This window comes from Luteolibacter sp. Y139, from assembly GCF_038066715.1.
Lineage (GTDB): Bacteria > Verrucomicrobiota > Verrucomicrobiia > Verrucomicrobiales > Akkermansiaceae > Haloferula > Haloferula soli.
On the sequence record NZ_JBBUKT010000001.1, the window covers coordinates 1093921 to 1107311 of the forward strand.

A 13391-nucleotide genomic window follows, 5' to 3' on the forward strand; every position below is an offset into this window, starting at 1 on the left:
TATACCCCATGGAATCGCGCTCCGGCCAAGTTCTCCCGCCATCCGCCATGGGTGGCGACTGGTTTCGCGTGCTCTTCGAGCGCAGCGCCGACGCCATGACCTTGATCGATCCGGAGACAGGCCGCTTCATCGACTGCAATGAAGCCTCAGCGGAAGCCATCGGGGCGAAGAACCGCGAGGAAGCACTGGGACTTTCGCCACCATCCCTCGCGCCTGAGTTCCAATCGGATGGACGGCCATCCACCGAAGCCGTGGTGGAACACACGCGGCTGACGCTGGAGAAAGGCAGCCATCGCTTCGACTGGCTGATGAAGAGGCTCGATGGAATCGTCACCCGCGTCGATATCGTGGCCACCGTGATGGAGTCAGAAGGACGCAGAGTCATTCTAACCGTCACGCGCAATGTGGAGCACAGCAAACGCATCGAGGAAGACCTCCGCGTTTCCGAGTCACGCTGGAGCCGCGTTTTCGAACAGGCCCCGATCAGCATCCAGATCTTCTCGCCCGATGGTGCCAGCCGCCGGGTCAATGCCGCCTTCCGCAAGCTTTTCGAGCCGGTGATGCCGGACCTCAGCGAGTTCAACATCCGCCGCGATCCACAGCTCAAGGCCGCAGGCCTCAGCAATCACATCGAACGCGCCTTCAACGGAGAAGTAGTCAGCATTCCCTCGATCCCCTTCGAGATGCGCATCGGCGAGAACCAGCCCGCCAAGGGCGTCCGCTGGATCGGCTCCACCATGTTCCCCGTGGTCGATCCCGACAGCGGGCAGCTCGTCGAAGTGGTCTGCGTTCACGAAGACGACACTGCGCGCAAACAAGCCGAGATCGCGATCCAGGAACTGAACCAATCGCTTGAGTCGAAGTTCGCCGAGCGCACCACCGAGCTGCGTGAATCCGAGAAACGCTTCAAGGCTCTCTTCGAACACTCACCGGTCGGCATGGCGCGCGTCGATTGGGAGGGCAATTTCCTCGAGGTGAACTCGTCCTTCGCCCAAGTCGTAGGCTACACGCCGGATGAGGTGGCCAAAATGAGCTACTGGGACATCACCCCGCCTGAATACAACGACGACGAGAACCAGATCCTCGAGTCGGTAAAGGTCAATGGACACTTCGGCCCCTTTGAAAAGGAATATGTCCACCGCGACGGGCATCGCGTGCAGATCACCATCAGCGGCATGCTCATCGAGCGCGAAGGCGGGCACTACGAGCTATGGGGAATCACCCAGGACATCTCCATTCGCAAGCGCGCGGAAGAGGCTTTGCGTGCATCGGAAAAGAAGTTCCGCACCCTCTTCGAGGAGTCTCGCCAAGGCGTGATGATCCACGACGAGAACACCTTCTTTTCCGAAGTGAATCCCGCCGCAGCAGCGATGTTCGGCCATGACCCATCCTTCTTCGTCGGACGCCATCCTTCCGAACTGGCGCCCGAGTATCAGCCAAGTGGCGAGCTTTCCGAAGTGGTCGCGAAGCGCGAAATCCAAAAGTGCCTCGCCACCGGCACCGCGCGCTTCGACTGGACCCATCGTCATCGCGATGGCCGCGACATATCAATCGAGGTCGTATTGAGCCGCATCCCGCAAGGCGACAAGAACTTCATGCAGGCAGTCGTCATCGACATGACCGAACGCAAGCGCGCCGAGGAAGAACTGAAGCGCGCCTTGGAACGCGAACGCGAACTCAGCCAGCTGAAGAGCAACTTCGTCTCGATGGTCTCCCACGAGTTCCGCACCCCGCTCGGCATCATCCAGTCCTCGGCGGAAATCCTCGACGACTACCTCGACCAGCTCGATCCGGCCGAGCGCCGCGAGCAGCTCGTTTCCATCATCAAGAACTCCCGCCGCATGGCCGGCCTGATGGAGGACGTGCTCCTGTTAGGCCGCCTCGACTCCGGACGTATGGAATTCGTTCCCGGTCCGCTCGATCTCGCGGGCCTCTGCCGACGCATGGTCGATGAGGTGCGCTCGACCACCGACGCGCGCTGTCCCATCGAATTCTCCACCCGCGATCTGCCAACGACAGCTTTGGCAGACGAAAGCCTCCTGCGCCACATCCTGCTGAACCTCCTCAGCAATGCCGTGAAGTATTCACCGCCCGGAGATCCCGTGATGTTTCGCGCCACGCGCAATGGCGACTCACTTGTATTCGTGGTCCGCGATGAAGGCATCGGCATCCCGGAACAGGACCTGCCCGCGCTCTTCGAAACCTTCCGTCGCGGCTCGAATGTCGGCCAGACGCCCGGCACCGGTCTCGGCCTCGTGATCGTGAAGCAGAGCGTGGAGCTGCATCGCGGCTCCATCTCGGTCGAGAGCTCTGAGAACGACGGCACCACCTTCACCGTCGAGATCCCCTTTTCCCCAGCCTGATTGACTCATGAAAAAGACGATCCTCATCATCGAAGACGAGCCCGAGATGCGCCGAAATCTGGCGACCATCCTGCGCTTGGAGCAGTTTCACCCGCTCGTCGCCGAAAACGGCCGCATCGGTGTCGAAACCGCGCTGCGGGAAAAGCCGGACCTGATCCTCTGCGACGTGATGATGCCGGAACTGGATGGCTACGGCGTGCTCCGTGAACTCCGAGCCGACACCGCGACCGAGGCCACGCCGTTCATTTTCCTCACCGCCAAGGGCGAGAAGCCGGACATCCGCTCCGGCATGAACCTCGGCGCCGACGACTACCTGACCAAGCCGGTCGCCAAAGCCGACCTGCTCGATGCAATTTCCTCCCGCCTCACCCGCGCCGGGCAGACTGCGGTCACGGCATTCGATCCCGATTTCAGCTCTTCCGCTCCCCTCGAAGCCGCTTTCAGCCTGACCCCGCGCGTCGCGGAAACCCTCCTCTGGCTGGCCCAGGGCAAGACCAACGGCGACATCGCCACCATCCTCGGCATCAGCGAGAGCACGGTTAAAAAGCATGTGCTCGAGATTTTCACGGCCCTGAACGTGGAAACCCGCACCGCCGCCTGCCTGCTGGCCGTCGAGGCACTGAGCGCGAATTAGTCAGATTCCTTCACCGGTCCGGATTTCCCGCTCATGGAACGGAAAAATTTCCGTCACCAATTTTCATTTCGATTAAACCGACAGCGGATAAAGGTCGTAGCAAGTACGGTGGAAGAACGCCAAGAAGCCCAGGACTTGGAGGAATTCGTCACGGCAATGACCAATTGTCAGGCGGACTTGTTCGTGTTCATCCGGATGCTTTGCGGCGACTCTCACCTCGCCGCTGACATTCGGCAGGCCGTGAATGTCACGCTCTGGCGGAAGCGCGACGACTTCACCTTGGGCACCAATTTCCGGAATTGGGCCTATAGGGTGGCAGATTTCGAGGTGAAATCGCAGCTCCGCAAGCTACGTCGGCGGCAGTGTTCCCCACTTGATGACGGTCTATTGGAACGCTTCGCCACCGAGCTGCCGGCCGCCGTGGACGAATTGCCGGAACGCCGGGTCGCACTCGCCCGCTGCATGGAACGGCTGAATGCGCGCGACCTCGAACTGATCCGCCACCGCTACTGGTCGGAAGGCTCGCTGGAGGCACACGCCAAGTCGACCAACCGCAGCGTTGGCACCCTGAAAGCTAGGCTTTTTCAATTGCGCACACTGCTGCGGCAGTGCGTGCGACAACGACTTTTGGAAGCACACGAATGAGATCAGAATTGGACCAGCTCGTGAACAAGTGGATCGAGGGCGACCTCGATCCCCAGGACGCGGAAGCACTGCGCGAATTGTTGGCCGAGAATCCCTCGGCCCGCGAATCGTGCTACGACATGATGCTCCTCGATCAACTGCTGGGAGAGCGCGAGGACGCGGGCGGCATCCTCGCGGATGAAACGATGCCTTCGTTCCCTAAGCGAAAGATTGCTCCGATCCAAACGGCGGTCGCCGCTATCACTTCGATCGCCGCCCTGGTTTTCGCGGGGCTATGGATCTCAAACCGTCCGAGCGTCGAGACGACCGGCCCGAGCAGCCCATCGATCACCGCGAGTTCGGACAGCCGCATCACCATCGCGCAACGCGAAGACCGCGCGCAATGGTCGCCCGGCGAACTCCTGCGCTTGGAACGCGGCACAGCTGCGATCCAGCTTGGCAAGGGCGTGCTGGCTCACTTCGAAGGTCCCGCCGCCATAGAGCTCGCGGATGCACAGGGAGACATCCGCCTTTTTGAAGGCCGCGGTTCTTTCCAAGCCGACCAAGGCACCCATCCATTCCAGATCGAAACTCCCGGCGGAGCAGTCCGCGCATCGGGCACGCAGTTCGTCTGCCAGATCCTGCCGGATCAGGCGGCCCTGCTGGAAGTGAATGCCGGCAGCCTGGAGATTCTAGCGCATGCCGGACACGGCCCGTCCAAAGTATCTGCGGGAGAAGCGGTTCGCTTGGAAGGAAACGGCTCCATCACTCCCACCGCGAGGCCATTCATTCCATTCCGCTCGGGCCTACCTGAGGAGCTGGCACTCTTCAGCGATGACTTCAAGGCGGCCGACAATACCTTGATTGGCGATCACACTCCCGAGGTTGGGCAAAAGTGGGAAGTCCTGGAAGAATTGAAACCGACTCCAATCCTCAAAGAGAGGCTCGACACTTCCGGCGGCGCACGCCGGTTGCTCGCACGCATGTCGCCCCATGATCCGGGCGGTGCGGGTTCCGTTTACGTCTTCTCCTTTTCCCTCACTCCTCCCTCATGGTCGCACGACAAGGTGCAGCGGATGGACGGCATCGAATCAATCGCCATCGTCGATGCGGAGGGCAATGAACTCTTCAGTCTCGTGGCCGAAGCGGTGAATACACACCGCTGGCAGCTCAAGGGACGCGGACAAGTTTCACCACTGACTCCTGTCTGCGCATTGTGGGATCATCAGCTCACGCTTTGCTATGGATTGGATGGACGAGTGACCTTGCATGACGGCGGCACTGCTCAAGCACCCGTGATCGCTAGCATCTGGCTTAAGGATCCGGAACCCGTCGAAGGCATGGTGATCAGCAATCGCACCGGCGGTGACTTGGCCTTCAAGCACATCGGCACATCTTTATTGCGTGCGCCGTCAGTACATGCCGAGTGACGCTTCTGCCGCCGCTCTCATCTCAAACATCTGGCTCAAGGACTGGCCTCAAACGAAGGTCTGCCATTTTAAGTTGTACGAGAGGCGGCGTACTTTCCGCGCACCGGCACGTCGTTGTTTGCGCGCCGTCCATTCATGTGGAGTGACGCATCCGTCACTCCTTGTCAGAACGATTTTTTAAACCTGAAGGAAGTCGGAGGCATGGAACGCCGTGCCTCCCGAAACCCCAAAGGCTAACCCATCGACTCACGGCTTCATTTGCCGGTTGAGGTCATTTGCAGCGTTGGAGCCGAGGGAGAGCACGCGCACATCCCCAAGGATGTGCCGCGTTCCCGCATGAGCCGGGAGTGCCCCGAGCCTCTCCCTCAACACCATCCAACCCCGTTGCAACAGACCCTACCCATGAATCCTCGAATCGAAACCCTGAGCCTCGCGCTCGCGTCCGCATTACCGATCTCCCTCGCTGGCATCGGCCATGCCGCATCCGTCACCTATGATGCCGACCTTGGAACCATAGGAGCCCAAGACGGCTCCGGCCTTGGTTGGAATACCACCGATGCGAACCTCTGGAACGGCTCCGCCAATGTCACTTGGCCAAATACCACGGCCGATGAAATCATCTTCGGCGCTGGCAGCGGCGCCGCGGGTGCCGTGACGGTCGGCACCGTCAATGCCAACAAGATCACCCTCGGCACTCCCGGCTCCGGCAACTATTCGCTGACCGGTGGCACCATCACGCTCGGCGGCACCACGCCGACGATCGCGGTGAATGCGGACGCCTCGATCACTTCCGTCATCGCGGGCACTGTCGGCCTCACCAAGACCGGCGCGGGCACGCTCACCTTGTCCGGCTCCAGCGCCTACACGGGTGCAACGTCGATCAGCGGCGGCTCGGTAGTCTTCACCGGCGGTGGTTCCACTGGCGGTGGCACTTTGGCGCTGGGCACTGCTTCAGGCAACAAGTCCGTGCTTAACATGAACAGCACCGGCACCCTGACCCACAACGGAACGGTCAATGTCGGTGGTGCCGGCGCCTCAGCCAATGGCGCGGGCGCGATCAACCAGACCGCAGGCACGGTGAACGTGATGAACAACGCCGCTTACGTTCAGCTCGGGTTTGGCGGCTACGGCTCCTACAACATCTCGGGCGGAACGCTCAATTTCACCAGCGCCTCCGGCTTGCGGATCGGCGACCAGACCGGCGGCCTCGGCTCTTACGTGCAGAGCGGCGGCACGGTGAATATGACCCGCTACTTCGTCGTGGCGGGTAACCAGGGCACCGCTCCTTCCGGTGTTGCCACCATCACGGGCGGCACGGTCAATGGCGGCACTGCCCAATGGTTCATCCTCGGCAATGGTGGCACTGCCACCGGCACGATGAACGTGGGAACAGCCGCCGGCGGCACCGGCACAGTCGTTTCACGGCAAGCCAACGGTATCACTTTCGGTGACTCGGGCACTCCCACTGGCATTCTCAATGTCAACAACGGGACCATTCAGTTCAATGCTGGCACCATTCGCAAGGCTACCGGCACCGGCATTCTCAATCTGAATGGTGGCACGCTGAAGGCCAACGCTGCCGGCCTCACCCTCGTCAACAACACGGTCACCAGCGCCAACGTTTACAATGGCGGCCTGAAAGTGGATACCCAGGCCAACGATGCCACCATCGCTGCCAACTTGCTGACCACCACCGGCAACGGAATCTATCCCGCCGGCGGCATCATCAATATGCCAGCCGCAGCTGGCACCGGCTACATTGGCAATCCCTTGGTCAGCGTAACTACCGGTGGCACCGGAAGCGGTGCAACTGCCATTGCCAACGTCCTCAATGGCCAAGTGACCGGCGTCACCCTGACATGCCCTGGCCAGAACTACTCGGCGGGCGACACCGTGACCTTCACCTTCACTGGCGGCGGTGCCAGCTCCACGGCCGCTCCGTTCGCCTACGTCCTCACCGCCGGCGACGTCGCCGCCAATGGAAGCGGCGGACTCACCAAGCTCGGCACCGGCAAGCTGACCCTTTCCGGCACCAACACCTTCACCGGCCCGGTCAATCTCACCGGCCCGCTGGACTCCAGTTCTCTCACGCTCAACAATACGACCCTCACCATTAACGGCTTCGTTCCGAATGCAACCGTTCCTCCGGTTCAAGCCCTCGGCAGCTTCACCACTGGCGGCACCGTGCAAGTGGTGGTCAATGGTACCTACACCACCGGCCAATGGCCACTGATCTACTATCCGTTCGGCGGCTCCATTGGCGGTGCTGGCCTTGCTGCCATGCAGCTCCAGACCGGAGCCCTGCCTCGCGGCGTGGTGGCTTCGCTGGTAAACAATACCTCGAGTTCCTCGGTGGACATCAGCATCACCACCACTCCGCTGACCTGGAAGGGCAACACCAATGCCAACTGGGACATCAATACCACGACGAACTGGACCATCGGTGCCGCAGCCCAGAAGTATCTCGAAGGCGACATCGTGCTCTTCAACGATAGCGCCACAGGTAGCACCAGCGTGACCCTCAATACCACGGTCGCACCGCAGGGTGTCACCTTCGACAACGCGACCAAGAACTACACGCTCAGCGGAAGTGGCTCGATCGGTGGCACGGGTACCCTCACCAAGTCCAACTCGGGAACGCTCACGTTACTCACCGCCAACACCTCCACAGGCGCCACCACGGTCCAGGGAGGCACGCTGCAACTCGGCAACGGCACGGTGAACGGCAGCATCGCGGGTTCCTTGGCTAACAATGACACCGTGATCTTCAACCCCGCCGGCACCTCCACCCATGCCGGCGCGATTGGTGACGGCTCGGGAACCTTCAACAAGAACGGTTCCGGGACCCAGATCATCACTAGCCCCACAAACACCGCGACCGGAACCTTCAAGGTCAACGGAGGCACCCTCCAGTTCGGGAACGGAACCACGAATGGTGCCCCCGGTGCCGCATACTACGAAGTCAACGCCGGCACCTCCTTGCGCTTCGAGCAAGCCACCGCAACTGCCGTGCCATGGAGCGGCATCACCGGCTCGGGCAATATCTACCTCAACTCCGCGCAAGCCGTGAACGCTTCCGCAGCCTGGGGATCCACGAGCTTGCCCGCCGAATACACCGGCGTGGTGCGGGTCGAGAAGGGCCGCTTGGAAGCCAACTCCGGCACTACCAGCAACACTGCACTGGGCGGAACTTCCAAGGTCCAAATCCTTCCCGGAGCCCAGTTCCTCGCCTTCGCCAGCACCGATCCCTACACCACGCCGATCGAAATCGCCGGCACCGGTTGGGGTGAGACGGGCTACCCATGCGCGCTCCGCCTCGCGGCCGATCGCAGTGCCACATGGGCAGGTCCTGTCACGCTCACCGCGGACTCCGGCATCATGGCCCAGCGCAATACGAACTTCACCGTCACCGGTGCCATCACCGGTGCATTCCAGTGCGAGTTCTACTCCGGCGACCCCGTGGCAGAGAATGGCAACCTGATCGTTGCACCCACCGTGCCCGGTCAAAACACCTACACCTCCACCAAGATCAATGGCCGTCCCGCCGGATCGGTCACGGCTGGCAGCGACCAAGCCTTCAGCACCGGTCCGCTCGTCGTCGACAATGCGATCCTCAAGCTGAATGGACACAACCTCAGCTTCGCCAGCCTCAGCGGTGCCGGTGGTGCCGTCGGCAACTACCACGCCACCACTCCGGTAACGCTCACGGTCGGTTCCAACAATGCTGACAGCAGCTACGCCGGCGTACTTCGCGACGGCGCAGTCGCCCCGCTGGCCTTCACCAAGACCGGCACCGGCACGCTGACTCTGACCGCCGCCCAGAGCTACACCGGCAACACCACCGTCGCTCAAGGCAAGCTCACCCTCGCCACCTCTTCGCTTGGAGATGCCTCGACGGTCAGCATCAACAGCGGCGCGGTGCTTGAACTTACCTCCGCCACCCCGGACGTCGTCGGCACGCTCATCCTCGGCGGCACCAGCGTCGGCACCGGCACCTACAATGCCAGCCACCCGACTTACGGCGCCTACTTCGCAGGCAGCGGCAGCATCGTTGTCGGCGGCGCCTACGATTCATGGGCCTCGTCGAAGGGTCTCGATGGCACCCCCGGCAAGGAGAACGGCCTCGCCGATGATCCGGACAAGGATGGCATCCAGAACCTCACCGAGTTCTACCTCGATGGCAATCCGCTCGCCAACGATCCCACCATCCTGCCCGCAGCCACCGTCGATGCCACCTACCTCACGCTCACCTTCCACCGTCGCGATGACGCGGAAGCAAGCGTGACCGCCCAAGCCGTCCAATACGGCACCAACCTCACCAGCTGGACAGACGTCGCCATCGGCGCCGCCACCGCTACTGGACCGAATGGGGTCATTGTCACGGTGGCGGAAAACGATGCCGCTGCCGACCTCATCACCGTGCAGATCCCGCGGACCCTTGCCACCAGCGGCAAGCTCTTCGGACGCCTGCAGGTGACGAAGTAAACCGCTTCATGGGGTATTCGGGGTCGAATACACCGGCCGCTCCGGCACTGGGCCGGAGCGGCTTTTTCTTTCCTAACAAGATCGGTCAATCCTTGAGCACCGGCAGCAATTCAGTCACCCGCTCGGGAAACTCGATCGCCTTCCCGTCATTGGATTGAGGTGCACCGGGCCTCGTGCGTCCTTCGCGGATAGCCTTCGCCAATACAGCAGCGAGTTCCTTCACCCGTTCCGGTTCACTTTCGGCAAGGTTCTTCTTTTCTGCCGGATCTTTCGCCAGATCGAAGAGCTGGACCGGGTAAGCCGCCTTAGCTTCCGGTGTGCCGGGCTTCGGATCGGACCAACCGCCAGAGTCGGAACAGAGACACAGCTTCCAGTCCCCCTGCCGGATCGCAAACGAGCCATTGACCGAATGATGGATGGTGAAGGCGCGCGCATAGCCATCCGTGCCCTTCAGCAAAGGCATCAGTGTAAAACTATCCTCGGCCGCGGATGGCGGGATGTCAGAAAGCTTTCCGATCGCATCGGCCGCGGTCGCGAAGAAGTCATTGAGGCAAATCGTCGCCGATGAAGAACTGCCCGCCTTCACGACTCCGGGCCAGCGCACGATGAAGGGCACCCGATGCCCGCCCTCATAAACATCCGCCTTGGCTCCCCGCAGATCGCCCACCGGCTTGTGCCCCTTGTCAATCTGCTCCTTGAGCCCGACATAGGGCGCGAAACCATTGTCCGAGGTGAATACGAGCAGCGTATCCTTCGCCACACCCTGCGCCTCCAGTTCCGCGAGCACTTCACCGACCGCCCAATCGGTCTCCATCAGGAAGTCGCCATAATCTCCGATACCGGACTTCCCCTTCCATGCCTCGCTTGGAACGAGAGGCGTGTGCGGGCTGCTAAGCGGCAGGTAGAGGAAGAAGGGCTTGTCCTTTGCCTCGGCACTACGGCGGATGAAGCCCCTCGCTTCCTTCGCGAAATCAGGGATGCAATTCACGGCCTCGAAATCCGCTGCCGCCGCGCCGGGACGGACCCAAGTCTTCGTCACCGTCGGGATCGCCGTCGGCTTGTCATTCCGCAAATAAACGAACGGGGCCATGTCGAGCGATGCCGGAATGATGAAGTCTTCATCAAAGCCCTCAGTGAGCGGACCACGCGTCACCTTTTTCTCATAGTCGAGCCCCCAGCCCGTTCCTTCAGTCGGGCCACTCTCGGCAGTCCGATTCTTCGCCAGCTTCGACCAGCCGAGACCGAGATGCCATTTGCCAAACACCGCGGTGCGATAGCCGGCCTCCTTGAGGAACTCCGCAACAGTGGTCCGGTCATTTCCTAACAGCGGCGGGCTGTTTCCTTGAAGCACCCCATCCTTGAGCGTGGAGCGCCAGTTGTAGCGGCCCGTGAGAACCCCATAGCGGGTCGGCGTGCAGACGGCAGAGGACGTGTGGGCGTCGGTGAAGCGCATGCCCTCCGTCGTCAGCCGATCGAGGTTCGGCGTCGGGACTTTGCCACCGGCGTAGTGCGGGTCGCCATAACCCATGTCGTCGCTAAGGATGAAGACGATATTCGGAGACGCTGCATGGGCGATGCCCACCGCCAGCGTGCCCAGAGCCAACGCACGGAGACAAAAACGAAATGGTTCCATTCACCGGATACATCTCCGCCATCGACGTGCTTTCAAGAGGGAATTACTGCCCCCGCGGTTTCGCCGCCAGGATCATCGCGGAGAGTTCGGTGATGATGCGGGCAAGCTGCGGATAAACCCACGGCTCACGGAAGCGCGAGGCGTCGCGATGATCGGCATCGATTTCCGGGAAGGTGAATGATTCCAGAGCTTCGAACGAAGCATCGAGCGCCGCACCTCCGGCTTTCAGCACTTGGAAAGCCTCCACGCAAACCTCGCGGAATCGGGCGAGCACATCCGGATGCCGGCTGCGCTGGTCATTGAGATGGACGGTCACCACCGATAGGGCATTGGTCACACGCTGGTTGCCATTGGCGAGCGCCGCAGCTTCATCAAGCCCTTCGCGGCGACTCTGCGGATCGGCAGTCATTCGGCGCAGCGAGGAGAAGACCTCGCTGTTCGCCGACTCCGCGCTGCGTCGATAGAGCAGCAGATCCTCATCGTGCGGCATTCCTTCCTCCAACCGGGAAACAACCTGCTTCAAATAGGAGGCGTTCGCATCAAAGGCCTTCGCCATGATCCCGGGAAAGCGCTGCTTCTCCCACACCGGCCAAAAGATGAAGGCCGCACCCAGCGCTAGCATGCCACCGGCCAGCGTGCACCCGAGACGTTCCACCGTCACGGCAAGCGTGACCGGCTGATGGGCTTCCAGCAATAGCACCACATTCAGCGTGATGAAGATCACCGCGATGCCGTAACTACGCTTCACGTAGTAGGAGAAGAGCGCGATGGTCACCGTCACCGCCGCGAGCAGCACGCCGATCGGCAGATGCAGCCATAGCAAGCTGCTGGCGATGATGCCCCCGGCCAGCGTGCCCAGCATGCGCTCCGCCGCGCGCTTTCGCGTGGAGCCGAAGTCCGGCTGCAACACCACGATCATCGAGAATGGCAGCCAATAGCCGTGCGGGATGTGGAATTCCTTGAAAACAATGACGCCGGCGGCGACCAGCACCAGCATGCGCGCCGTGTGGCGGACCAGTGAAGGATCCGCCCGGCGACGCAGGTTCAGCGACGCTGCGAGCGGCCGCAGCGTGATGGTGTGGAGGTCGAAGAGTTCCAGGGAAAAGGCTCCGCGTTCGCTTTCCCGGTCGAGCGTGGCACTTAGCGCCTCGCGGATCGCCGGAAGCTGATCTTCCAGCTGCTGGAGAACGTCATCGAGCTGGCCAGCGATCGCGGCATCGTCCAGGCGCGACTTCACCTGCGAACGCAACACCGCGAGCAGGTTTTCCAAACGGGTCAGCCGCACCTCGAGGGCTGCGAGATGCGATGGCTGGCGCGACACCACGGCCAGGGCGACCGTTCGCGCCGAGTTCGATAGCGACGCCAGGACCGGGGCCAGCCCGGCTGCCAGCGGCGCGAAGCACGAGCGGGCCATCGCTGCTTCCAGCGAGGTATTGAGCACGATCACCCGCAGCGTCAGCCGCGCGGCGGCAAGGTTCAGTTGCTCCAGATGTCGCGGCAGATTTCCAGGCAGCGCATTCGACTCCGCCAGCACCGCCTGCGTCTGGTTCAGCGTGGTTCGCAGGTCAGCCTGCCGGTGCACGATCGCTTCGTGCCTACCCTCCCCCTCGCTCGCCACGGCATCGAGGAAGTCCGCCAGCGCGAGCCAGCTCTCCGCAACCGTGCGGCGTAGCGGATGCTGGGGATGAAATGGCCAGCCGATCACTTGCAGCAAGACACCGAACAGCCCGCCCGCCAGGGCACCGAGCGCGGGATGGATCGCATCCGGCCGCACCGTGTGCGGCGACAGGGAAATCAAAAACATCAGGCCGGTCGAGATCGCCAGCCCCGGACCGTATTCGCTACTGAGATGTCGCCACAGCCCGCCGGCCAGGCTCACGATCACGGAACCTAACAACGCAAGCGGCAAGCTCTCCGCCCCGAGCACACCGAGTGCGGTAGCCGCCGAGAGGACCACGCTCATCACGAGCAGCAAACCCAGCCGCAGCGAGTAGGCACCGCGCACATCCACCAGCGAAATCGTATGCGCCGCGATGCAGGGAAACGCCACGTCGGCCGGCAAGCCACCGAACAGGATCGCCAGCAGCGGCAGCATGAACGCCACCGTCCCGCGGATCGCACGGTTCAAGTCCGGTCGCAGTGACTCGCGTTCGAGAATACCTCGGAACAACTCCTTGGGGCCGCTAACCGGCATGCCCCAAGCCTCGGGAAGATCCCGCGCG

The 13391-nt window shown here is 62.0% G+C and carries 7 protein-coding genes; 5 read left to right on the forward strand and 2 right to left on the reverse strand.

Translation table 11 applies throughout. From position 1 onward, the window contains the following. Positions 1-8: 8 nt before the first annotated feature. From WKV53_RS04565 to WKV53_RS04585, 5 genes are all read left to right on the forward strand, one after another. Positions 9-2363: a sensor histidine kinase gene (locus tag WKV53_RS04565; protein WP_341403169.1), complete on the forward strand. Its 2355-nt coding sequence runs from the start codon at positions 9-11 to the stop codon at positions 2361-2363. Between the two features lie 7 nt (positions 2364-2370). Then, positions 2371-2997, forward strand: a complete 627-nt coding sequence (locus WKV53_RS04570; RefSeq protein WP_341403170.1) for a response regulator — start codon at positions 2371-2373, stop codon at positions 2995-2997. Between the two features lie 33 nt (positions 2998-3030). After that, a complete protein-coding gene (locus tag WKV53_RS04575) occupies positions 3031-3642 on the forward strand; it encodes a sigma-70 family RNA polymerase sigma factor (RefSeq protein ID WP_341403171.1) in 612 nt (203 codons plus the stop codon). Beyond that, positions 3639-5051, forward strand: a complete 1413-nt coding sequence (locus WKV53_RS04580; protein WP_341403172.1) for a FecR family protein — start codon at positions 3639-3641, stop codon at positions 5049-5051. Before WKV53_RS04575 ends, WKV53_RS04580 begins: the two co-directional genes overlap by 4 nt. Before the next feature lie 402 nt (positions 5052-5453). Beyond that, on the forward strand, positions 5454-9536 hold the full coding sequence (locus WKV53_RS04585; RefSeq protein ID WP_341403173.1) for a beta strand repeat-containing protein: 4083 nt from the start codon (positions 5454-5456) through the stop codon (positions 9534-9536). Between the two features lie 85 nt (positions 9537-9621). Here the strand turns inward: WKV53_RS04585 and WKV53_RS04590 are convergent, their stop codons facing one another. Both WKV53_RS04590 and WKV53_RS04595 read right to left on the reverse strand, forming a co-directional pair. Beyond that, positions 9622-11169, reverse strand: a complete 1548-nt coding sequence (locus WKV53_RS04590) for a sulfatase family protein (RefSeq protein WP_341403174.1) — start codon at positions 11167-11169, stop codon at positions 9622-9624. Between the two features lie 43 nt (positions 11170-11212). After that, positions 11213-13363 carry an FUSC family protein gene (locus WKV53_RS04595; protein WP_341403175.1) on the reverse strand — a complete coding sequence of 717 codons (2151 nt, stop codon included), beginning with the start codon at positions 13361-13363 and terminating at the stop codon, positions 11213-11215. Positions 13364-13391: the final 28 nt, after the last annotated feature.

Coding starts and splice junctions, on each gene's coding strand:
- WKV53_RS04565 (WP_341403169.1), top strand. CDS start 9: ATGGAATCGCGCTCCGGCCAAGTTCTCCCGCCATCCGCCATGGGTGGC.
- WKV53_RS04570 (WP_341403170.1), top strand. CDS start 2,371: ATGAAAAAGACGATCCTCATCATCGAAGACGAGCCCGAGATGCGCCGA.
- WKV53_RS04575 (WP_341403171.1), top strand. CDS start 3,031: ATGGAACGGAAAAATTTCCGTCACCAATTTTCATTTCGATTAAACCGA.
- WKV53_RS04580 (WP_341403172.1), top strand. CDS start 3,639: ATGAGATCAGAATTGGACCAGCTCGTGAACAAGTGGATCGAGGGCGAC.
- WKV53_RS04585 (WP_341403173.1), top strand. CDS start 5,454: ATGAATCCTCGAATCGAAACCCTGAGCCTCGCGCTCGCGTCCGCATTA.
- WKV53_RS04590 (WP_341403174.1), bottom strand. CDS start 11,169: ATGGAACCATTTCGTTTTTGTCTCCGTGCGTTGGCTCTGGGCACGCTG.
- WKV53_RS04595 (WP_341403175.1), bottom strand. CDS start 13,363: ATGCCGGTTAGCGGCCCCAAGGAGTTGTTCCGAGGTATTCTCGAACGC.